General features: G+C 71.7%; 21 protein-coding genes. 5 read left to right on the forward strand and 16 right to left on the reverse strand.

What is annotated here, in order from left to right:
- Nucleotides 1-49 precede the first annotated feature (49 nt).
- Together groL and groES are read right to left on the reverse strand one after the other, a co-directional pair.
- Nucleotides 50-1,681 (reverse strand): chaperonin GroEL, encoded by a 1,632-nt coding sequence (gene groL / locus OG373_RS16640; protein ID WP_405439078.1) that lies wholly within the window; start codon nucleotides 1,679-1,681, stop codon nucleotides 50-52.
- Between the two features lie 112 nt (nucleotides 1,682-1,793).
- On the reverse strand, nucleotides 1,794-2,102 hold the full coding sequence (gene groES, locus OG373_RS16645; RefSeq protein ID WP_030011064.1) for a co-chaperone GroES: 309 nt from the start codon (nucleotides 2,100-2,102) through the stop codon (nucleotides 1,794-1,796).
- Between the two features lie 1,069 nt (nucleotides 2,103-3,171).
- Here groES and OG373_RS16650 point away from each other — a divergent pair.
- Complete coding sequence (locus OG373_RS16650) at nucleotides 3,172-4,566, forward strand: FtsW/RodA/SpoVE family cell cycle protein (RefSeq protein ID WP_397733131.1); 1,395 nt, start codon at nucleotides 3,172-3,174, stop codon at nucleotides 4,564-4,566.
- Between the two features lie 272 nt (nucleotides 4,567-4,838).
- On the opposite strand, the gene OG373_RS16655 is transcribed toward OG373_RS16650, so the two are convergent.
- Nucleotides 4,839-5,048: a hypothetical protein gene (locus OG373_RS16655; protein WP_397733133.1), complete on the reverse strand. Its 210-nt coding sequence runs from the start codon at nucleotides 5,046-5,048 to the stop codon at nucleotides 4,839-4,841.
- Between the two features lie 211 nt (nucleotides 5,049-5,259).
- Here OG373_RS16655 and OG373_RS16660 point away from each other — a divergent pair, with 211 nt between their 5' ends.
- On the forward strand, nucleotides 5,260-6,018 hold the full coding sequence (locus tag OG373_RS16660) for a GntR family transcriptional regulator (RefSeq protein ID WP_405444087.1): 759 nt from the start codon (nucleotides 5,260-5,262) through the stop codon (nucleotides 6,016-6,018).
- A gap of 319 nt (nucleotides 6,019-6,337) precedes the next feature.
- Nucleotides 6,338-6,889: a YceI family protein gene (locus OG373_RS16665; RefSeq protein WP_405439079.1), complete on the forward strand. Its 552-nt coding sequence runs from the start codon at nucleotides 6,338-6,340 to the stop codon at nucleotides 6,887-6,889.
- Nucleotides 6,890-7,018: 129 nt separating this feature from the next.
- On the opposite strand, the gene OG373_RS16670 is transcribed toward OG373_RS16665, so the two are convergent.
- The gene (locus tag OG373_RS16670) at nucleotides 7,019-7,906 is read right to left on the reverse strand and encodes a polysaccharide deacetylase family protein (protein ID WP_405439080.1); all 888 of its coding nucleotides are present in this window, start codon (nucleotides 7,904-7,906) and stop codon (nucleotides 7,019-7,021) included.
- The gene (locus OG373_RS16675; protein WP_405439081.1) at nucleotides 7,903-8,772 is read right to left on the reverse strand and encodes a polysaccharide deacetylase family protein; all 870 of its coding nucleotides are present in this window, start codon (nucleotides 8,770-8,772) and stop codon (nucleotides 7,903-7,905) included. Before OG373_RS16675 ends, OG373_RS16670 begins: the two co-directional genes overlap by 4 nt.
- Nucleotides 8,773-9,016: 244 nt before the next feature.
- Here OG373_RS16675 and OG373_RS16680 point away from each other — a divergent pair, with 244 nt between their 5' ends.
- Nucleotides 9,017-10,249, forward strand: coding sequence for a THUMP-like domain-containing protein (locus OG373_RS16680; protein WP_405439082.1), 1,233 nt, complete (start codon nucleotides 9,017-9,019; stop codon nucleotides 10,247-10,249).
- Between the two features lie 25 nt (nucleotides 10,250-10,274).
- On the opposite strand, the gene OG373_RS16685 is transcribed toward OG373_RS16680, so the two are convergent.
- The 4 genes from OG373_RS16685 to tsaB are packed head-to-tail and all read right to left on the reverse strand — an operon-like array spanning nucleotide 10,275 to nucleotide 12,832.
- Nucleotides 10,275-10,547, reverse strand: a complete 273-nt coding sequence (locus tag OG373_RS16685) for a hypothetical protein (RefSeq protein WP_328789154.1) — start codon at nucleotides 10,545-10,547, stop codon at nucleotides 10,275-10,277.
- Nucleotides 10,544-11,677, reverse strand: a complete 1,134-nt coding sequence (tsaD, locus tag OG373_RS16690) for a tRNA (adenosine(37)-N6)-threonylcarbamoyltransferase complex transferase subunit TsaD (protein WP_397733144.1) — start codon at nucleotides 11,675-11,677, stop codon at nucleotides 10,544-10,546. The genes OG373_RS16685 and tsaD overlap by 4 nt, the downstream gene beginning before the upstream one ends.
- A complete protein-coding gene (gene rimI, locus OG373_RS16695; RefSeq protein WP_037861138.1) occupies nucleotides 11,670-12,149 on the reverse strand; it encodes a ribosomal protein S18-alanine N-acetyltransferase in 480 nt (159 codons plus the stop codon). The genes tsaD and rimI overlap by 8 nt, the downstream gene beginning before the upstream one ends.
- A 20-nt stretch (nucleotides 12,150-12,169) precedes the next feature.
- Nucleotides 12,170-12,832 (reverse strand): tRNA (adenosine(37)-N6)-threonylcarbamoyltransferase complex dimerization subunit type 1 TsaB, encoded by a 663-nt coding sequence (tsaB, locus tag OG373_RS16700; protein WP_405439083.1) that lies wholly within the window; start codon nucleotides 12,830-12,832, stop codon nucleotides 12,170-12,172.
- Between the two features lie 120 nt (nucleotides 12,833-12,952).
- Between tsaB and OG373_RS16705 the strand changes: the two genes are divergently transcribed.
- Nucleotides 12,953-13,507, forward strand: coding sequence for a hypothetical protein (locus OG373_RS16705; protein ID WP_405439084.1), 555 nt, complete (start codon nucleotides 12,953-12,955; stop codon nucleotides 13,505-13,507).
- A gap of 57 nt (nucleotides 13,508-13,564) precedes the next feature.
- Here the strand turns inward: OG373_RS16705 and OG373_RS16710 are convergent, their stop codons facing one another.
- The 7 genes from OG373_RS16710 to glmS all read right to left on the reverse strand — a co-directional run bounded on the left by OG373_RS16710 (nucleotide 13,565) and on the right by glmS (nucleotide 20,745).
- A complete protein-coding gene (locus tag OG373_RS16710) occupies nucleotides 13,565-13,750 on the reverse strand; it encodes a hypothetical protein (protein ID WP_405439085.1) in 186 nt (61 codons plus the stop codon).
- 115 nt (nucleotides 13,751-13,865) lie between these two features.
- The gene (gene tsaE / locus OG373_RS16715) at nucleotides 13,866-14,333 is read right to left on the reverse strand and encodes a tRNA (adenosine(37)-N6)-threonylcarbamoyltransferase complex ATPase subunit type 1 TsaE (protein WP_229920561.1); all 468 of its coding nucleotides are present in this window, start codon (nucleotides 14,331-14,333) and stop codon (nucleotides 13,866-13,868) included.
- 49 nt (nucleotides 14,334-14,382) lie between these two features.
- Nucleotides 14,383-15,642, reverse strand: coding sequence for an alpha/beta fold hydrolase (locus tag OG373_RS16720; protein ID WP_405439086.1), 1,260 nt, complete (start codon nucleotides 15,640-15,642; stop codon nucleotides 14,383-14,385).
- Nucleotides 15,578-16,723: an alanine racemase gene (gene alr, locus OG373_RS16725; RefSeq protein ID WP_405439087.1), complete on the reverse strand. Its 1,146-nt coding sequence runs from the start codon at nucleotides 16,721-16,723 to the stop codon at nucleotides 15,578-15,580. The genes OG373_RS16720 and alr overlap by 65 nt, the downstream gene beginning before the upstream one ends.
- Nucleotides 16,724-17,096: 373 nt before the next feature.
- On the reverse strand, nucleotides 17,097-18,497 hold the full coding sequence (locus tag OG373_RS16730; protein ID WP_405439088.1) for an NAD(P)H-hydrate dehydratase: 1,401 nt from the start codon (nucleotides 18,495-18,497) through the stop codon (nucleotides 17,097-17,099).
- Between the two features lie 10 nt (nucleotides 18,498-18,507).
- Nucleotides 18,508-18,876: a holo-ACP synthase gene (locus tag OG373_RS16735; RefSeq protein WP_397733156.1), complete on the reverse strand. Its 369-nt coding sequence runs from the start codon at nucleotides 18,874-18,876 to the stop codon at nucleotides 18,508-18,510.
- Between the two features lie 21 nt (nucleotides 18,877-18,897).
- A complete protein-coding gene (gene glmS, locus OG373_RS16740; RefSeq protein WP_397733157.1) occupies nucleotides 18,898-20,745 on the reverse strand; it encodes a glutamine--fructose-6-phosphate transaminase (isomerizing) in 1,848 nt (615 codons plus the stop codon).
- Nucleotides 20,746-20,801 lie beyond the last annotated feature (56 nt).

The following is a 20,801-nucleotide window of genomic DNA, read 5'->3' on the forward strand; positions in this document are numbered from 1 at the left end:
GCCCCGTCCCGCGGATGCGGACGGGGCCTTCTCGGCGTGGTGCGTGCGATCAGTGGCTGTGGCCGTGACCGCCGTGGCCGTGACCGGCGTCGCCCTCGTCGTCCGCCGGCTTCTCGACGACCAGGGTCTCGGTCGTGAGCAGCAGGGAGGCGATGGAAGCGGCGTTCTCCAGCGCGGAACGCGTGACCTTCACCGGGTCGATGACGCCGGCCTTGACCAGGTCGCCGTACTCGCCGGTGGCGGCGTTGAAGCCCTGGCCCTTGTCGAGCTCGGCGACCTTCGCGGTGATGACGTAACCCTCGAGACCGGCGTTCTCGGCGATCCAGCGCAGCGGCTCGACGGCGGCGCGGCGCACGACCGCGACACCGGTGGCCTCGTCGCCCGACAGGCCGAGGTTGCCCTCCAGGACCTTCACGGCGTGGACGAGCGCGGAGCCACCGCCGGAGACGATGCCCTCCTCGACCGCGGCGCGGGTCGCCGAGATGGCGTCCTCGAGGCGGTGCTTCTTCTCCTTGAGCTCCACCTCGGTGGCGGCGCCGACCTTGATGACGCAGACGCCGCCGGCGAGCTTCGCCAGGCGCTCCTGCAGCTTCTCGCGGTCCCAGTCCGAGTCGGTCGACTCGATCTCGGCCTTGATCTGGTTGACGCGGCCGACGACCTCTTCGTGGCTGCCGCCACCGTCGACGATGGTGGTGTCGTCCTTGGAGATGGTCACGCGGCGGGCGGAGCCCAGTACGTCCAGACCGGCCTGGTCGAGCTTGAGGCCGACCTCTTCGGCGATGACGGTGGCACCGGTGAGGGTGGCCATGTCCTGGAGCATCGCCTTGCGGCGGTCACCGAAGCCGGGGGCCTTGACGGCCACCGCGTTGAAGGTGCCGCGGATCTTGTTGACGACGAGGGTGGAGAGCGCCTCGCCCTCGACGTCCTCGGCGATGATCAGCAGCGGCTTCGAGGCGCCGGCCTGGATGACCTTCTCCAGCAGCGGCAGGAGGTCCTGGATCGAGGAGATCTTGCCCTGGTTGATCAGGATGTACGGGTCGTCGAGGACGGCCTCCATACGCTCCTGGTCCGAGACCATGTACGGCGAGAGGTAGCCCTTGTCGAAGGCCATGCCCTCGGTGAACTCCAGCTCCAGGCCGAAGGTGTTGGACTCCTCGACGGTGATGACACCGTCCTTGCCGACCTTGTCCATCGCCTCGGCGATGAGCTCGCCGACCTGCTGGTCCTGCGCGGAGAGCGCGGCCACGGCGGCGATGTCGGACTTGTCCTCGATCGGGCGGGCGGTCGCGAGGAGCTCCTCGGACACGGCCTTGACCGCGGCGTCGATGCCCTTCTTCAGGGCGGCCGGGGAAGCACCCGCGGCGACGTTGCGCAGACCCTCGCGGACCAGCGCCTGGGCCAGCACGGTGGCGGTGGTGGTGCCGTCACCCGCGATGTCGTTGGTCTTGGTCGCCACCTCCTTCACGAGCTGCGCGCCCAGGTTCTCGTACGGGTCGTCCAGCTCGACCTCGCGAGCGATGGTGACACCGTCGTTGGTGATGGTGGGGGCGCCGAACTTCTTGTCGATGACGACGTTGCGGCCCTTGGGGCCGATCGTCACCTTCACCGTGTCGGCAAGCTTGTTGACGCCGCGCTCGAGGGCGCGACGGGCGTCCTCGTCGAACTTCAGGATCTTCGCCATGGGAGCGGTTCAGCCCTCTCGAAAACTCGGGTTTAACGAGCTGCGCCCCTCGCCGCCCGGCAATCAGCGGGGTGACCAGGGGCGCAGCTCAAAGCAGTACTGATGAAGAGAATTACTTCTCGACGATCGCGAGCACGTCGCGAGCCGAGAGGACGAGGTACTCCTCGCCGCTGTACTTCACTTCGGTGCCGCCGTACTTGCTGTAGAGCACGATGTCGCCGACGGTGACGTCCAGCGGGAGACGCTGGCCGTCCTCGAAGCGACCCGGGCCCACCGCGAGGACGACGCCCTCCTGGGGCTTCTCCTTCGCGGTGTCCGGGATGACCAGGCCGGAGGCCGTGGTCTGCTCGGCGTCGAGCGGCTGGACCACAATGCGGTCCTCAAGCGGCTTGATGGCAACCTTGGAGCTGGCGGTCGTCACGATCCGACCTCCCCCTTCGGAGATCCGGGGTTAACTGTCTGAGGTGGCGACCAGGTCGATCCGTCGTCGCGGGTGCCGGATCTGCCTGTCGCTGTGTTGGCACTCACCAGGGGTGAGTGCCAGGTGCGAGACTATTCCGGCGATTAGCACTCGGTCAAGCGGAGTGCCAATTCCCGACCCCCGGGCGTTGCGCGGACCGGCGCCGGAACGCTTGCCCCCGGGGGCTCACGGACGTCGGAGATCGCCACTCTCCACCGCTTGACCAGGAGAAACGCCGAGCCGCGCCGACGCGAACCCCTCTCGATCACCGTGGGCCTCGCGATCGGGATCTCCACGCTCTCGTTGGCCGAACCGCGGCGCAACTCCCGCGCGGGGCAGCACCGGTGCCCCTGCGGGGTGCTCGGCCCGTACCCCTGCGGGGTGCTCGGCAGTCTGCGGGCCGGTGCCCCCGCGCGGGGTGCCCTGCGGGCGGCTGGGGGTGTGGGGCGGTGCCCCGCACGAGGGTCTCCTCGGCTCGGCGCGCGCGGGCACGGTCCCGTCGTACGGGGTGGTCGCGCCTCGTCCTGCGGGGACCCTCCTGCGTGTCCCCGCCCCACGCCCGGGCTTCGACCGTGCCGGGCATCCCCTTGCATGCCTCGCCCGACCGGGTCGGCCCTGTGGGCGGGCGGCTCCTGGCGGCTGGGACGGCGGAGGGGAGTGGGGACGTGCCGGGGTGTCCCCGCAGGACGAGGCGCGACCGCCCCGAGCATCCGGGAGATGCCCGCGCGCGCCGAGCCGAGGAGACACCCCGGCACGGCCCCACGCACCGACCCCCACCGACCCCGCCGCACCGGAACACGCCGTACACCGCCGAGCCGCCCGCACAGGACGCGCAATTCACGACGCTTCCCATCGAAGGCTTCGGAAGGAACCATGGGGAGGACATCTACGTCGTAGATGATATGAAGATAAAGCGCCGCATTGCCGACCAGATCGGACCCAAGGCTTCCACCGGCCCCGGCGCACCGTCCTCACCCCCGCCGCCATCCGCGCCCTCCTCGTCCGCTTCGAGGGACGACGGCGGCATCCCGTGCGTGGACTGAAACCCCTGACGACGGCGGTCGCCCGCCGGCGCACCGAGGCGCTGCTCCTGCTCTTCGTGATCGCCATCGCCGTCTTCGGCCACGCCGCCGCGGGCCTCGCCATGAACGACGAGCTGCCGCCCAACCTCGCCGGGTTCACCATCAGCATGACCTTGCTGTCGCTGGTGGGGCACCTGGGCGTGCGCCGCTTCGCGGCCTACGCGGACCCGCTGATCCTCCCGCTCGCGATGCTGCTGACCGGTCTCGGCCTGGTGCTGCTGCACCGCCTCGACCAGGGCTACATCGAGCGCTACAACTCGGACGCGAACGCCCCCGGCCAGCTGATGTGGACGGTGGTCGGGGTCGCCGCCTGCCTGCTGGTGCTGGCTCTGCTGCGCGACCACCGGCTGCTGCAGCGCTTCATCTACATCACGATGGCCGTCGCGCTCGTGCTGCTGATCGCGCCGGCCTTCTTCGGCGCGGACACCTACGGCGCGAAGCGCTGGATCAAACTCTTCGGCTTCTCGCTGCAGCCCGGCGAGTTCGTCAAGATCATGATCGCGATCTTCTTCGCCGGGTACCTGGTCATCCACCGCGACTCGCTGGCCCTGACGGGCCGCAGGTTCCTGGGCATGCGGCTGCCCCCGATGCGTCAGCTCGGCCCGATCGTCACGGTGTGGATCGTCTCGATGCTGGTCCTGGTCTTCGAACGCGACCTCGGCACCTCGCTGATCTTCTTCGGCGTCTTCGTGGTGATGCTGTACGTCGCCACCGAACGCACCAGCTGGATCGTCTGCGGCCTGCTCATGGCGTCGGCGGGCGCCTTTGTGGTGGGCTCGACGGAGCCGCACGTGAAGGCGCGCGTGGCCGCGTGGCTCAACCCGCTGTCGTACTACTGGGAGAACCGCCCGGCCGGGGTCACCTCCGACCAGTCGGCACAGGCCCTGTTCAGTTTCGGCACGGGCGGCATTTCCGGTACCGGCCTCGGCATGGGGCACCCCGAGCTGATCGCGTTCGCCGGGCGCAGCGACTTCATCCTGACCACGGTGGGCGAGGAGCTGGGCCTGGCCGGGGTCATGGCCGTACTGATCCTCTACGCGCTCCTCGTGCAGCGGGGGCTCCGAATGGCCCTCGGAGCCCGCGACCCGTTCGGCAAACTGCTCGCGGTGGGCCTGGCCGCGGCGCTCGCCCTGCAGGTCTTCGTGGTCGCGGGCGGCGTGACGGGCCTCATCCCGCTGACGGGCAAGGCCCTCCCCTTCCTGGCCAAGGGCGGCTCCTCGCTCCTGGCCAACTGGATCATGATCGCCCTGCTCCTCCGCATCAGCGACAGCGCGGAACGCCAGCGCGAGGCGGACACCCACGGCCCGGTGGAAACGACGATCACACCGGTGGTGCGGGTGTAGGGGTACGAGACTTCGCGCGCCCGGCACGGGGCGGCTCCGGACGGGCCGGACCGAGCCTTTGGGGACGGGGGCGTCGGAGATGCCCGAGCGGGTGTCGGTGGGGCGGCCAGGAGGCGGGCCCATCCCGAGCCGCCTGCCGGGTCGGTGGGCGCACCAAATCGCTACGCGCTCCTCATCTCTCAACGTCCGACGAGGGACTGACGACTGATCCCTCGGCTGTTTCGTCGTGGATGCAAGTCAGCGCGAGGAGGAGCAGATGAGGCGGATGGCCTTCAGCCCACCGCCTCGATGTTGGTGACCGACGTGGTGAATTCCCTGCCGGACGCGCCACGGATGTAGGCGAGCTCCATCCAGCGCTCGATGTCGGAGTCGGAGACGTTCTCGTTGATGACGGCCATCAGTTCTCCCTCGACGCCGGAAGCGATGTCGCGGACCCGGCGGCGCAGGAGTCGGTGCGGCACGTATTCGTACTGGTCATTCATCGGATGCGGGCACATCGCGGCGTTGCGGCATGCAGATCACTCCTCACAGGTGAGACCGCCCGCAGAGCGACCTCTCTAGAGATCCATAACTACAGCCGACACCGCTCCATCCGTCAACTCCTCTCTAGACATCTCGGGAGCGGCGGCCGGCGCTGCAATGACCCACCCCTGGCCATAGGGTGTCTAGAGAGGAGAGGGAGTGATCGATTTCATGGCCAGCCAGGGCGGCACCCGCCAGCCGAAGTACCAGCGGATCGCTGATGCGCTCAAGGCGGCTATCCAGGCGGGCGAGTACGGTCCGGGCGATCGCCTGCCCGGTGAGAACGACCTCATGGCCGCCTACGAGGTCGCCCGGATGACCGCGCGTCAGGCCCTCGGCGTATTGCAGAACGAAGGTCTCGTCGAAGCGCGCAAGGGTGCCGGCGTCTTCGTGCGCGCGTTCAGGCCCCTGCGTCGGCGCGGTATCCAGCGGCTGGCGCAGGAGCAGTGGGGGTCGGGCCGCTCCGTCTGGTCCACCGACACCGAGGATCGCGAGCTGGTCGTCGATCGGATCGATGTGCGCGAGGAAGAAGCGAACGGCCGCATCTCCGAGGCGCTCGGCGTTCCGGCGGGGACTCAGGTGTGGGCCCGCAGCCGCCGGTTCGTGCTCGACGGCAAGCCCGTACTGTGCGCCACGTCCTACCTGCCGTCGGACATCGTCGCGGCCTCTGCCATCACGCAGGTCGACACGGGCCCGGGTGGGACGTACGCGCGGCTGGCCGAGCTGGGGCACGGGCCCGTTCATTTCCGGGAGGAGATCCGCTCCCGGATGCCCTCGGCCGGCGAGGCGGAGCGGCTCGCGCTCGCCCTGGGCACACCCGTGGTCCAGATCGTCCGCACCGCGTTTGCCGAGGGCGGACGCGTCGTCGAGGTCAACGAGATGACGCTGGACTCCGCTTCCTACGTGCTGGAGTACGACTTCGACGCCTAGTGCTGTGACCGGAAAGGTTTGCCGGGTCGCGGCGTCCGGTGCATGGGGTCTCCCCAGGCCCGCAGGGCCTGGGGGAAGCATCGCAAGGCGGAGGGCCGCGGGCCGTACTGGACGTACTTCCGTGGTCCGACAACGCGGCGAGGTGCCGTGCCGGGCGTCGCGACCCGGTGGACCTTTCCGGTCACAGCACTAGGCCGGAACAGACACTCCGCCGCCCCGTGCGTCCGGCCGGGGCGGGAACGGGTCGGGCCCTAGCGTGGGTCGGGAACGATCCGGGCGTATCGCCGCCGGGATCCCGGTCTTTCGGAGGTACCTGACCATGACCGTCGAAGTCACTGAGCTCACCGGGGACTACGTCCTCGACCCCGCCCACACCCGGATCGGCTTCGTCGCCCGCCACGCCATGGTGACCAAGGTCCGCGGCGCGTTCCACCAGTTCGAAGGCACCGCCCACCTGGACGGCGCCGATCCGGTCCGATCCACCGCCGAGGTGGTGATCAAGGCCGAGAGCATCGACACGGGCGTCGAACAGCGCGACCAGCACCTGCGCACCAACGACTTCCTGGACGCTCCCGACTTCCCCGACATCACCTTCCGCACCACCTCGGTCGAGCCGCGCTCCGACACCGAGTACCGCGTCACCGGCGACCTGACCATCAAGGACACCACCCGCCCGGTCACCGTCGACTTCGAGTACACCGGCAATGCCGTCGACCCCTACGGCAACCGGCGGGTCGGCCTGGAGGGATCGGTGGCCATCTCCCGCAAGGAGTTCGGCGTGACCTGGAACGCGGCGCTGGAAGGCGGCGGCGTGCTGGTCGGCGACAAGGTCGTCCTGGAGTTCGACATTTCCGCGATCAAGCAGGGCTAGGCCGTCTCTCTCGGATCTTGTCGGCCGAGCCCGCGGCGTCCGGCGCCGGGCGTCGCGGAGACGGCCTCGGAGCCCCCGGCCGGCGTCCGGGGCGCGTGTCGTCCCGGCCCGGCCGCGGCGGACCCGCGCCTACAGGTAGTCCTCCAGGCGGCCGATGCGGTAGCCCTGTTCCTGGATGCGCTGGAGCATGCGCGTCGTCATCCGGGTTTCCGTCGTGCCCTTGAGCTCACCGGGGCCGCGGAAGTGGGCGAGGACGATGTCGCCCGGCTTGAGGGCGGAGCCCTCGGCGTACTGGAAGTTGTTGATCTGCATCGAGACCCGCCACAGGACCAGGGACGAGACTCCGCACTCCGAGGCCGCCCGGAGGGTGTCGTCGTTGTAGTTGCCGAAGGGCGGGCGGAACAGCGGCGGGCGCTGGCCGAAGCGCTTCTCCAGGCGGTCCTGCTGGCCGCATATTTCCTTCTTCTGCCCTTCGAAGGACAGGGTGCGGAGGTTCGGGTGCGACAGCGTGTGGTTGTTTATCGTGCTCGACGAGCCGTTGTCGCGGAGCTTCTCGAAGTGCCCGTAGTCCGAGGAGGCCACGCTGTCCGTGAGGAACATGCTGATCGGCAGCTTGAGATCGGCCGCCATCTTCAGGAACTCGGGGTCCTTCTCGGCGCCGTCGTCGAAGGTCAGGAAGACGACCTTGTCGTCCGCCGGTACGGGTATTCGGTCTATCACCGGGACCTTGCCCGCGCCCGGCTTCGGGATCTGTGGTTTCTGTGCCGGCTTGGGCGCGTACTGGAGGGGGGCCGTCAGGCCCCACTTCTTGTACGCCTCGTCGGATGCGCCCCCCGGCGCCGGCGTGGCGCCGGAAGCGGCCGGAGACGGCGTGGCGCCGGCGGCGTCCGGTGTCGCCTCCGCCGTCTTGCGGCCCAGTCGTTCGGTGGTGTCGACGTTGTCCCCACACCCCGTCAGGGACAGCGCGAGCGCGCCGGCCGCCAGCGTTCCGGCTACCAACCGGCGCGCGTGCTTCACAGATAGTCCTCCAGGCGAGCCACGGCATACCCCTTGTCCGTGACGGTCTTCATGACATGACGGATCATGTCAGGCATCGTGCCCTTCCAGTCCTCCTTGCCCCGGAAGTGAGTAAGGATGATGTCGCCGGGGTGCAGATCGCGGTCCCACTCCCGGTAGTCCATCCGGTTGGTGAACGCCTCCGCGTTCCACAGGGGGACCGCCTTGATGCCACAGGACTTCGCCGCGCGCAGGGTGTCCTGGTTGTAGTTGCCGTACGGCGGCCGGAAGAGGGTCGGCCGCTTGCCGAACTGCTTCTGGATGGTGTCCTGCTGGCCGCAGATCTCCTCGCGCTGCTGCTCGTACGACAGCCCCGGCATGTAGCGGTGGTTGAGCGTGTGGTTGTTCAGGGTGACGCCCGCGGCCTGCATCTGCTTGAAGTACGGGTAGTTGTCCCGTACGACGTAGTCGCTGAGGAAGGCCGTGTACGGGATCTTGAGCTCCTGCATCATCTTCAGGAACTCGGGGTCCTTCTCCGAGCCGTCGTCGATGGTCAGGAAGACGACCTTGTCCTCGGTCGGGACGGTGGTGAAGACATGGGGGTACTCCTCCTGGTCCTCCACCTCGAAGCCGTCGCGCGTGGCGATCTCGGGCTTCTCCTTCGGCGCCGGCGGGGCGGCGAGCGGGGTCTTGCGCAGTCCCCACTTCTTCGCCGCGACGACGCGCGCCTGCTGGGCCGCCTTGGCCTTCTCGGCGGCGCTGAGCGCGCCCGCGGCGCCCGCTTCCGCCGCCTTGGCGGCCTTCGCCTTCGCGGCCTTGTCCGGCCCGGAGTCCCCGGATCCGCAGGCCGTTCCGAGGGCGGCGACGAGCAGGGCTGCGACGGCCACCCCGAACCGGCCGCGCGGACCTGCCGCGTACCGGTGACCCTGTTGCGACTTATTTCCCTTTTGTCGTACTAGCTGCATAGCAGCGCATCCTGGCACCCGACACACGGGCTCCCCGGAAGACACCGCGAACGCGGTCCCACCTTCCTTCGACTGGCCCACACCCGTCCACCGCGGGGCACCCTCCCGATCTCCCCCGCAGCCTCCCGCGCCGTCCCGGGTCCGGCCCGTCGCCGACAATGGAACGGTGACCCCCGAAGACTTCGCCGCCCTCCTCACCCCCGAGGGCCGCGCCCTCCTCGACTCGCTCCGCGACTACGACCCCGCCCAGGAGCTGGCCGTCGCCACCCGGCTGCGCCGCGAGCACCCCGCCGGGCTGGTTTCCGCCGCGCTCGGGCAGGCCCGGCTGCGGCAGCGCGCGGTGGCGAAGTTCGGCGCCGAGGACGCCTTCCGGATGTACTTCACGCCCGGCGGCGGCGAGATGGCCACCCGCGCGTCCGTGGCCTCGTACCGGGCCGAGCGGCTCGCGGCCCTCGGCGTACGCACCCTCGCGGACCTGTGCTGCGGGATCGGTGGGGACGCCATCGCGCTGGCCCGGCTCGGCATCCGGGTGCTCGCGGTGGACCACGACCCGCTCACCGTCGCCGTCGCGAGGGCCAACGCCGAGGTACTGGGGCTGGCGGACCTGATCGAGGTCCGGGAGGCGGACGTGACGGAGGTGGACACCGCCGGCTACGACGCGGTCTTCATCGACCCGGCCCGGCGCGGGGGGCGCGGCCGGATCTTCGACCCCGAGTCGTACTCGCCGCCGCTGTCGTGGGCGGTCGAGACGGCCCGTGCGGCGAAGTACGCCGCCATCAAGATCGCCCCCGGCATCCCGCACGAGGCCGTGCCCGCGGAGGCCGAGGCCGAGTGGATCTCCGACCAGGGTGACGTCAAGGAGGCCGTGCTCTGGTTCGGGACCGCCCCGGGAACCGTGCGCGCCACCCTGCTCCCCGGGCCGCGCGGGCTGCACACCGCCGATCCGCTGCCCGATCCGGCGGCCGGGCCGGTCGGCCGCTGGCTCTACGAGCCCGACGGCGCCGTCATCCGCGCCCACCTCGTCGCCGAGGTCGCCGGGCAGCTGGACGGCCGGCTGATCGACCCGACCATCGCCTACATCACCGCCGACGAACTGCGCGCGACGCCGTACGCGACGGCGTACGAGATCACCGACGTGCTGCCCTTCGGCCTGAAGAAGCTGAAGGCGCTGCTGCGCGAGCGCGGGGTCGGGATCCTGACCGTGAAGAAGCGCGGCTCGGCGATCGAGCCCGAGGAGCTGCGCAGGAAGGTCAAGCCGCAGGGGCCGAACTCCGCGACCGTCTTCCTGACCCGGGTGGCGGGGGCTCCCTCGATGCTGATCGGCGCCCCGGCCGTACCTCCGCCCGTACCGCCTGCCGTACCGCCTGCCGTACCGCCTGCGGCGATGCCCGGTCGGTGAGGTGAGCTCGGTCGGCGGCCCCCGGTCAGGCTCCGTCGACCTCCACCGACTCGAACCGCCAGCGGTGCACCGCCCGCGTGATCAGGTCGGCCGCGGGCTCGGGCAGTTCGGGGAGGTCCGCCGCCACGCCCTCGGCGGCCTCCCACCAGGTGATCACGAGAACCCGGTCCTGCGGGGCCCGGAACACCTCGCGGCGCACCGGCTCCCGCGCCAGGACCTGGGCGCGGGCCCACTCCAGCAGTTCGTTGCCCCGGCCGTCGGCGGCCCGGGCCTCCCACATCAGCGCGACGGTGCTCACGAGTACAGGTTGTCCTTGCTCAGTTCGTGCACGTGGTCGTGATCGTGGGTGTGGCCGTGTCCGTGCTCGTGTCCGTGCTCGTGGGACGTCCCCGGCACGTGCGGGTCCGTCACCGGGAGCGAGGAGTCCGCCGACAGGTCCCAGTCCGAGGCGGGCCGGTTCCGCTTGACCATCTCGGCGCCCAGCGCCGCCACCATCGCGCCGTTGTCCGTGCACAGCTTCGGCCGCGGTACGCGCAGCACGATCCCCGCGGCGTCGCACCGCTCCTGCGCCAGTGAGCGCAGCCGGGAGTTGGCCGCGACGCCGCCGCCGATCATCAGGTGGTCGACGCCCTCGTCCTTGCACGCCCGGATCGCCTTGCGCGTCAGCACGTCCACCACGGCCTCCTGGAAGGACGCGGCCACGTCGCGCACCGGGACGTCCTCGCCCGCCTTGCGCTTCGCCTCGATCCAGCGGGCGACGGCCGTCTTCAGTCCGGAGAAGGAGAAGTCGTACGCGGCGTCGCGCGGGCCCGTCAGACCGCGCGGGAAGTTGATCGCCTTCGGGTCGCCCTCGCGCGCGAGCCGGTCGATGACCGGACCGCCGGGGAAGCCCAGCTGGAGCACGCGCGCGATCTTGTCGAAGGCCTCGCCCGCCGCGTCGTCGATGGTCGCGCCGAGCGGCCGTACGTCGGAGGTGATGTCCGGGGCCAGCAGCAGCGAGGAGTGCCCGCCGGACACCAGCAGGGCCATCGTCGGCTCCGGCAGCGGCCCGTGCTCCAGCTGGTCCACGCAGATGTGGGAGGCCAGGTGGTTCACCCCGTACAGCGGCTTGCCCAGCGCGTACGCGTACGCCTTGGCCGCCGAGACGCCCACGAGCAGGGCACCCGCGAGGCCGGGACCCGCGGTGACGGCGATGCCGTCGAGGTCGCGGGCGCTGACCCCGGCCTCCTTGAGGGCGCGTTCGATGGTGGGGACCATCGCCTCCAGGTGGGCGCGCGAGGCCACCTCGGGCACGACGCCGCCGAAGCGCGCGTGCTCGTCGACGCTCGACGCGATCGCGTCCGCGAGCAGGGTGGTGCCGCGGACGACGCCGACGCCGGTCTCGTCGCAGGAGGTCTCGATGCCGAGGACGAGCGGTTCGTCAGCCATTGCTCTCACTGCTCTCAGTTCGTGCTTGTGCGGGGTCGGTCAGTCGCATGACGAGCGCGTCGACGTTGCCGGGCTGGTAGTAGCCGCGCCGGAAGCCGATGGGCTCGAAGCCGAAGCGCTCGTAGAGCTTCTGGGCGCGGGTGTTGTCCACCCGTACCTCCAGCAGCACCTCGGCGCACTCGAATGCGGTGGCGGCGCGCAGCAGGTCGGTCAGGAGCCGGGCGCCGAGCCCGGTCCCCCACTGGTCGCGCGCGGCCGCGATGGTCTGCACGTCGGCCAGGTCGCCGGCGGCGGCCAGTCCGGCGTAGCCGACCAGGCGGCCCGTCCCGTCCTCGGCGACGATGTAGCGGCGCGTGGCCTGCGGGCCTCGGGCGTGGGCGAGTTCGGACCAGAACATCCCGGCGGACCAGGCGTCCTCGGGGAACAGCTCGTGCTCCAGTTCCAGCACGGGTCCGATGTCCCACCAGCGCATCTCACGCAGCGTGTGGGACGTCACTGCGGGGTGACCACCTTGTAGTTCTTCGGCACCTGCGCGTCGGGCCGGCGCAGGTAGAGCGGGGTCGGGGGCAGGAACTCCAGGCCCGCGGCCAGTCGTTCCGCGGCGAGCGAGGCCAGCGCGGCGGCCGACTGGTGCTCGGGGCCGCGGGCGTCCTGGAAGACCTCGGGGTACAGGAGCGCGCCCTGGCCGACCGCGGGCAGGCCCGCGACCTGCTCGGCGATGTCGGCCGGGCGGTCCACGGCGGGCTCGCCGACGCGCGTGCGCGGGTCCTCGTACCGGGCCCAGTAGACCTCCTTGCGCCGTGCGTCGGTGGCGACGATGAAGGGGCCTTCGATCCCGGCGGTGCCGGCGGCGTGGGCGAGGCCGTCGAGGGTGCACAGGCCGTGCACGGGCACGCCGAGCACGGCGGCGAAGGTGGAGGCGGTGACGAGGCCGACGCGCAGCCCTGTGTAGGGGCCGGGCCCGACGCCGACGACGACGCCGGTGACGGCTTCGAGCGTGACCCCGGCCTCGGCGAGGACCTTGTCCACGGAGGGCAGCAGGAGCTCCCCGTGGCGGCGGGCGTCGACCTGGTTCGACTCGGCGACGACGGACTCACCGTCGTGCAGGGCGACGGTGACGGCGGGCGTGGCGGTATCTACGGCGAGCAAGAGCACGCGAACAGCCTACGACTCCGGCGGCCGCGCCCCTTGCGGCCGGTCTGGGAGCAGGGTGGCTGCTACCTTTCGACCGGGGTATCGAACGTGGTACCAGTCGGCGCGGAGAGGTGGAGCAAGGTGGCACGCAGCAGCTCGGGAATCGTGGCCGGGCTCACCGCCGCGGCGGTGGCCGTCGTCGGCTTCCTCGGTTACCAGGCCTCCGCCACGGCGCCCGCGCATCCCCCGAAGGCGGCGGCGCAGGAGCCGGCCCCCGCCGCGAGCCAGGCCGCCAAGCAGGACCCGGCGAAGCCGGTGCCCGTGCCGGAGGGTTCCGGCACCGGGGTGCGGGTCGTGTACTCGGTGGGCCAGAAGCGGGTGTGGCTGGTGGGCGACCCCGCGCAGGAGCCGAAGTCGTTCGCGGTGATGCCGAGCACGGTCCACCCCAAGGCGGGCACCTACACGGTCGGTTCGCGCTCGGGTTCGGTGACCGGTTCGGACGGGGTGCCGATCGAGCACGTCGTCCGGTTCGCCTCCGCGGAGGGCGTGGCGGTCGGTTTCAGTGCCCGTACGGACGGCGCGACGCCGGAGCCCGACCCGAACAAGAAGACCGGCGGCATCCGGATGACCCGTGCCGACGGCGATGCGATGTGGGCCTTCGCGACGATCGCGTCGAAGGTCGTCGTCGTTCCCTGACGGACCCGGCCGCTCTTCACCCAACCGGGTGAAGGGGGCAGGACGCCCGAGACATCTCTAGGCCGCTTCGGAATCCGGAGCGGCCTCTTCGTGTGCGGGGTCGGCCGGCCCGCCCGTGCCGGTGGCGTACTCCCGTGCGGGCGGCGTGGAGACGGCGGTGGCGGCCACGCCGGCGGCGAGGAGCGTCCACATGGAGACGGTGGACGGGCGGGGTTCGCGCTGTGCTCCTGCTGGTGCCGACATGGCTGCCTCCTGGACCCGGGACACCGTACTTAGGCATACCTAAGAAACTCTCGGTACCATGTCACCACGAGCGCTGCCGACAGCGCAATATCTTGCCGACGAGTTGTCGGTACGTTTACTCCGAGAGTGCGCCCGCCAGGGCGTCCAGCCCGGCACCGGAACCCCAGCGCGCCCCGATCCCGCGCACCGAGACCTCGCGTACGTCGTCCAGGACCTCCTCGTGGCCGACCGCCCGGGCGATCACCACGTGCAGCCGGTCGTCGGAGAGCTCCTCCACCTTGCCGTCGCCCCACTCCACGACGACCACGGACTCGGGGAGCGAGACGTCGAGGTCGAGGTCCTCCATCTCCTCCAGCCCGCCGCCCAGCCGGTACGCGTCCACGTGCACCAGCGCCGGTCCACCGGTCAGCGAGGGGTGCACGCGGGCGATGACGAAGGTCGGCGAGGTCACTGCCCCGCGCACGCCCAGGCCCTCGCCGAGGCCGCGGGTGAGCGTGGTCTTGCCCGCGCCCAGCTCGCCGGTCAGCAGGACGAGGTCGCCCGGGCGCAGCAGGGCGGCGATCCTGCGGCCCAGCTCCTGCATCGCGTCCGGGGAACCGACGGTGATCCGGGTCTGCGAGCCGGCCGTGGCCTCAGGTGCCGGCGCCTGGCTGCGCTGTGCTTCCAGCGGTACTTCTTCCATGCGCGCCAACGTTAGTCGCTGCGGGGACCGCCACCGTCCCGGTGCGCGCCAGCAGCTCGGTGAGCAGCCGCGTCACGGTTTCCGGGCGTTCCAGCATCATCAGGTGCCCGGTGGACTCCAGGACCACGAGGTCGGCGGCGGGCAGCGCCTCCTTGATGGCGACGCTGTGCGCGGGCGGGGTGATCATGTCGTTGTCCCCGGCGATGACGGTGACCGGCACATCCGCGAACAACTGGAGCGCGGCGCTCTTGTCATGGGTCTGGAAGGCCGGGTAGAACTCGGCGACCACGTCGATGGGCGTGGCCTCGATCAGCCGCTCCGCGAACCGCGCGACGCCCGGATCCACGTCCCGGGAGCCGAACGAGTACATCTTGATCATGCCGGCGAAGAGGTCCGCGGTGGCCCGGCGGCCCTTCTCCACCAGCTCCACCTGCGAGCCGAGAGCCTTGAGCACGCCCGGCAGGATCCGGCGCACCGCGCCCATGCCGACCGCGGGGAGCCCGTACGTCACCTCGTCGAGGCGGCCGCTGGAGGTGCCCACCAGGGCCACGCCGACGACGCGGTCGCGCACGAGCTCGGGGAACTGCTCGGCGAATCCCATGATGGTCATTCCGCCCATCGAGTGACCCACCAGGATCAGCGGTCCCTCGGGGGCGGCAGCGTCGATGACGGCCTTCAGGTCCCGGCCGAGCTGGTCGATGCCCAGCGGCTCGCCGTCGGCCTGGGCGAGGCCGCGGGCGCTGCGGCCGTGGCTGCGCTGGTCCCAGTAGACCGCGCGGACCACACCGCGCAGGGCGGCGCGCTGGAAGTGCCAGGAGTCCTGGGCGAGGCAGTAGCCGTGGCAGAAGACGACGGTGGCGGGGGGCTCGGGCTTGCGCCGCAGCCGCCGCCGCTTGCCGTCGTCGGGGAGCTCGTCGACCTCGTAGTAGAGCTCGGTGGCGTCCTCGGCCCGGCAGATTCCCTGGGTGCCGCGCAGGGACCCGTAGTCCCCGGCCGCGTCCAGTGCGAGGCGTGCCTTCATCCGCATGCCGCGCCCCACGGTGATCCGTTCGACCGCGACACCGGCCGCCGCGCCCGCGGCTATCACGCCGATGGCGGCGCCGGCCCAGCCGGCCTTGCGCCAGTTCTCGCTCACGCCGCCGCCCTCACTCCGATCGGCCGCCCAGGTACACCCGGGGCACACGTCCACCGATACGGGTGACGATCTCATACGCGATCGTGTGCGCCGCCCGGGCCCAGTCCTCGGCGGTGGGTTCACCGCGCTCCGCGTCCCCGAAGATGACGGCCTCGTCACCTGCGCGGGCGTGGTCTCCGTCCAAGTCGACCACGAACTGGTCCATCGCGATGCGCCCGGCGACGTGGCGGACCTTGCCGGCGACGAGCACCGGGCCGAGGCCGGAGGCCTGCCGCGGGATGCCGTCGGCGTAGCCCGCCGGGACGAGCGCGAGGTTCGTCTCGGCGTCGGTGACGTAGTGGTGGCCGTAGCTCACGCCGTGCCCGGAGGGGACCGTCTTGACCAGCGCGAGGGAGGCCTTGAGGGTCATCGCGGGGCGCAGGCCCAGCTGGGCCGGGGTACCGAGCTCGGGCGCGGGCGAGACGCCGTAGACGGCCAGCCCGCAGCGGACCAGGTCGAAGTGGGACTCGGGCAGGGTGAGGGTGGCCGGCGAGTTGGCGATGTGCCGGACCTCGGGCTCGACGCCCTCCTTCTCGGCGTACGCCAGCATGTCGCGGAAGGCGGCGAGCTGGAGCTGGATGGAGGGGTGACCGGGCTCGTCGGCGCAGGCGAAGTGCGACCAGACGCCGGTGACCTTGACGGTGCCCTCGGCCTGGGCGGCGACGGCCGCACCGACCAGTGCCTCCCAGTCGGCGGGCTGGCAGCCGTTGCGGCCGAGGCCGGTGTCGGCCTTGAGCTGGATACGCGCGGTGCGGCCGGCCTCGCGGGCGGCCTCGCGGACCTCGTCGAGGGCCCACATGCCGCTGACGGAGACGTCCAGGTCGGCCTCGACGGCCTCCCGCCAGGGGCCGCCGGGGGTCCAGAGCCAGCACATGACGCGGCCCTCGATGCCGGCGGCGCGCAGGGCCAGGGCCTCGTCGGGGGTGGCCGTACCGATCCAGGTGGCACCGGCCTCCTGGGCGGCCCGGGCGCACTCCAGGGCTCCGTGCCCGTAGGCATTCGCCTTGACCACGGCCATCAACTCGGCCCGGGGTGCCCGCTCGCGCAGTGCGCGCACGTTCTCCCGTACGGCGTCAAGATCGATCTCGGCGTACACGCGCGTCGCTGTCTCGTTCATCGCCCCCAGTCTCTCAGAATCCCCGCCGGGCCCTGCGGGGGCTGGCCCAACTGGCCACCGACCGTCCGCTTCGATCGATCGGGCGGGCGAGCGGGCGGGCGGGCGGGCGCGTGAATCGGCCCCGCCGGCATTCGAGGCACGCTCCGGGGCGTAGCCCGGCCGTCTAGTGCTGTGACCGGAAAGGTTTGCCGGGTCGCGGCGTCCGGTGCATGGGGTCTCCCCAGGCCCGCAGGGCCTGGGGGAAGCATCGCAAGGCGGAGGGCCACGGGCCGTACTGGACGTACTTCCGTGGTCCGACAACGCGGCGAGGTGCCGTGCCGGGCGTCGCGACCCGGTGGACCTTTCCGGTCACAGCACTAGGCCGGCGGCGGCCTCAGGGGTGGCGGGTGTCGCGCCAGGCTGCCGGGAGGGCTTCGGCCACCTGGTGGGCCAGGAGGGGGCCCCCGACCCGGCGGGCCGCCAGGCCGTGGAGGTACGCGCCCACCGCGCCCGCGTCCGCGCCGGACAGGCCGCCCGCCAGCAGGGAGCCGGCCAGCCCGGACAGCACGTCCCCGCTGCCCGCGGTGGCCAGCCACGGGGTCCCCGTCGGGTTCACCCGGACGGCTCCTTCGCCGGAGGCGACCAGCGTCGTCGAGCCCTTCAGCAGCACCGACGCCCCGTACCGCTGCGCCAGCACCCGGACCGCGTCCAGCCGGCCCGCCTCCACCGACTCCCGTGACACCCCGAGCAGCGCCGCCGCCTCCCCTGCGTGCGGGGTCAGCAGGGTGGGGGCCGTCCGGGCCCGCAGCGCCGTCGCGTCCAGCCCGCGCAGCCCGTCGGCGTCGACCAGCACCGCCGCGTCCCCCGCCAGCAGTTCCGCCACCTCCCCGGCGCGCCCCTCGCCCAGCCCCGGGCCGACCACCCAGGCCTGCACCCGGCCGGGCCCGATCAGCGTCTCGGGGTAGCGGGCCAGCACCGCGTCCGCCGCCGGCCCCACGTACCGCACCGCGCCCGCGCCGCCGCGCAGCGCTCCCGCCACGGCCAGCACCGCCGCGCCGGGGTACTGCGCGGACCCGGCGACGATCCCGACCACGCCCCGGCGGTACTTGTCGCTCGACGCCGTCGGCTCCGGCAGCAGTCCCGCGACGTCCGCGTGCTGCAGGGCCTCCACCTCCGGGGCCGGCAGCTCCAGCCCGATGTCCACGAGGTGCACCGCGCCCGCCCGGGAGGCCCCGGGGTCGATCAGCAGGCCGGGCTTGTACGCCCCGAAGGTCACCGTCACGTCGGCCGTCACGGCCGGGCCCGCCACTTCCCCGGTGTCCGCGTCCACGCCGCTCGGCAGGTCCACCGCGACCACGGGGACCCCCGGCGGGATCCGCTCCACCAGGGCCGCGGCCGCCGGGCGCAGTCCGCCCCGCCCGCCGATCCCGAGCAGCCCGTCCAGTACGAGGTCCGCCTGCTGCGGGACGGACGGCGCGAGGCGTCCCCCGGCGGCCCTCAGCGCCGCCAGGGCGCCCGGGTGCATCCGCTCGGGGTCCATCGGCACCGCCGTCACCCCGGCGCCGCGCCGTGCCAGCCGGGCGCCCGCGTACAGTGCGTCGCCGCCGTTGTCGCCGGGGCCGACGAGCAGCACGACCCGCGCCCCGTACACGCCGCCCCGGGTGCGCCGCAGCAACCCCGCGCAGGCGGCGGCCAGTCCGGCCGCCGCCCGTTGCATCAGGGCGCCCTCGGGCAGCCGGGCCATCAGCTCCCGCTCGGCGCCCCGTACGGTCTCCACGCTGTAAGCAGTTCGCACGGACTGACCCCTAACCTTCTGCGATCACCACGGCGGAGGCCACACCGGCGTCGTGACTGAGTGAGATGTGCCAGGACTTCACGCCCAGTGCCAGCGCCCGCGCCTGCACCGTCCCGGACACGCGGAGCCGGGGCTGCCCGGTGTCCTCGACGTACACCTCGGCGTCGGTCCACAGCAGGCCGCCGGGCGCGCCGAGGGCCTTGGCCAGGGCCTCTTTGGCGGCGAACCGGGCGGCGAGCGAGGCGGTCCCGCGCCGCTCGCCGCTCGGCAGCGTCAACTCGGCCTCGACGAAGAGCCGCCCGGCCAGGTTCGGCGTGCGCTCCAGCGCCGCACCGAACCGCTCGATCTCCGCGACGTCGATCCCCACACCGATAATCACCCAGGCCGTCCTACTGCTCCGCTACTCCACGGTCACCGACTTGGCGAGGTTACGCGGCTGGTCCACCTCGTTGCCGCGCGCCGTCGCCAGCTCGCACGCGAACACCTGCAGCGGGACGGTCGCCACGAGCGGCTGGAGCAGCGTCGGCGTCGCCGGGATCCGGATCAGGTGGTCGGCGTACGGGACGACCGCCTCGTCGCCCTCCTCGGCGATCACGATGGTCCGCGCCCCGCGGGCCCTGATCTCCTGGATGTTCGACACGATCTTGTCGTGGAGCACCGACCGGCCTCGCGGCGACGGGACGACGACCACCACCGGCAGGTCCTTCTCGATGAGCGCGATCGGCCCGTGCTTGAGCTCGCCCGCCGCGAAGCCCTCGGCGTGCATGTACGCCAGCTCCTTGAGCTTGAGCGCGCCCTCCAGCGCCACCGGATAGCCGACGTGGCGCCCGAGGAAGAGCACGGTGTTCTTGTCCGCGAGGGAGCGCGCGAGCTGCCGTACCGGCTCCATCGTCTCCAGTACGGTGTCGACCGCCGCGGCGATGTCCGACAGCTCCCGGATCACGGCCTCGATCTCGTCGCCCCACTTGGTGCCCCGGACCTGGCCGAGGTACAGCGCGACCAGGTAGCAGGCCACCAGTTGGGTCAGGAAGGCCTTGGTCGAGGCGACGGCCACCTCGGGACCGGCGTGCGTGTAGAGCACGGCGTCCGATTCACGCGGGATCGTCGATCCGTTCGTGTTGCAGATGGCCAGCACCCTGGCGCCCTGTTCGCGCGCGTGCCGCAGCGCCATCAGGGTGTCCATGGTCTCGCCGGACTGCGAGATCGCGACCACCAGCGTCCGCTGGTCCAGGATCGGGTCGCGGTAGCGGAACTCGCTCGCCAGTTCCGTCTCGCACGGGATGCGGGTCCAGTGCTCGATGGCCAGCTTCGCGATCATGCCCGCGTGGTACGCCGTGCCGCACGCCACGATCACGACCTTGTCGACCTCGCGGAGCACCGAGACGGGGATGCGCACCTCGTCCAGGGTGAGGGAGCCGCTCGCGTCGATCCTGCCCAGGAGGGTGTCGGCGACGGCCTTCGGCTGCTCCGCGATCTCCTTGAGCATGAAGTAGTCGTAGCCCCCCTTCTCGGCCGCGGAGGCGTCCCAGTCCACGTGGTACGCCCGCACGGTCGCGGCCGTACCGTCGAAGTTGGTCACCGTGACCCCCTCGCGGCGCAGCTCGACGACCTGGTCCTGGCCCAGCTCGATCGCGGAGCGGGTGTGGGCGATGAAGGCGGCCACGTCCGAGGCGAGGAAGTTCTCGCCCTCTCCGACGCCCACCACCAAGGGCGAGTTCCGGCGCGCGCCGACCACCACGTCCGGCTCGTCGGCGTGCACGGCGACCAGCGTGAACGCACCGTCCAGGCGCCGGCACACCTGCCGCATGGCCTCCGCGAGGTCGCCGGTGGCCGAGAACTGCTCCGCCAGCAGGTGCGCCACGACCTCGGTGTCCGTCTCGGACTCCAGCCGGTGGCCGCGCTCGGCCAGTTCGGTCCGCAGCGCGGCGAAGTTCTCGATGATGCCGTTGTGCACGACGGCCACGCGTCCCGAGTTGTCGAGGTGCGGGTGGGCATTGGCGTCGGTGGGCCCGCCGTGGGTCGCCCACCGGGTGTGCCCCAGTCCCGTGGAGCCGGCCGGCAGCGGGTGCCCGACCAGCTCCTTCTCCAGATTGACGAGCTTCCCGGCCTTCTTGGCGGCTGCCAGGCTGCCGTCCGCGAGCACGGCGACCCCGGCCGAGTCGTAGCCGCGGTACTCCAGCCGCTTGAGTCCGGCAATGACCACATCGAGCGCCGACTGCGCTCCCACGTAACCCACAATTCCGCACATACGGCGCAGCGTACGCCGTGGTCGGCCGTCTGCCCCGTAGCCGAACAAGACGAAAA

The organism is Streptomyces avidinii (genome assembly GCF_045161815.1).
GTDB lineage: Bacteria > Actinomycetota > Actinomycetes > Streptomycetales > Streptomycetaceae > Streptomyces > Streptomyces avidinii.

Bases quoted from the DNA above. Each gene is read 5' to 3' on its own strand.
- groL (WP_405439078.1), bottom strand. From the start codon at position 1,681: ATGGCGAAGATCCTGAAGTTCGACGAGGACGCCCGTCGCGCCCTCGAG.
- OG373_RS16655 (WP_397733133.1), bottom strand. From the start codon at position 5,048: ATGAATGACCAGTACGAATACGTGCCGCACCGACTCCTGCGCCGCCGG.
- OG373_RS16660 (WP_405444087.1), top strand. From the start codon at position 5,260: ATGGCCAGCCAGGGCGGCACCCGCCAGCCGAAGTACCAGCGGATCGCT.
- OG373_RS16665 (WP_405439079.1), top strand. From the start codon at position 6,338: ATGACCGTCGAAGTCACTGAGCTCACCGGGGACTACGTCCTCGACCCC.
- tsaD (WP_397733144.1), bottom strand. From the start codon at position 11,677: ATGGCTGACGAACCGCTCGTCCTCGGCATCGAGACCTCCTGCGACGAG.
- rimI (WP_037861138.1), bottom strand. From the start codon at position 12,149: ATGCGCTGGTGGGACATCGGACCCGTGCTGGAACTGGAGCACGAGCTG.
- OG373_RS16710 (WP_405439085.1), bottom strand. From the start codon at position 13,750: ATGTCGGCACCAGCAGGAGCACAGCGCGAACCCCGCCCGTCCACCGTC.
- tsaE (WP_229920561.1), bottom strand. From the start codon at position 14,333: ATGCAGGAGCTGGGCCGCAGGATCGCCGCCCTGCTGCGCCCGGGCGAC.
- OG373_RS16720 (WP_405439086.1), bottom strand. From the start codon at position 15,642: ATGAGATCGTCACCCGTATCGGTGGACGTGTGCCCCGGGTGTACCTGG.
- alr (WP_405439087.1), bottom strand. From the start codon at position 16,723: ATGAACGAGACAGCGACGCGCGTGTACGCCGAGATCGATCTTGACGCC.
- glmS (WP_397733157.1), bottom strand. From the start codon at position 20,745: ATGTGCGGAATTGTGGGTTACGTGGGAGCGCAGTCGGCGCTCGATGTG.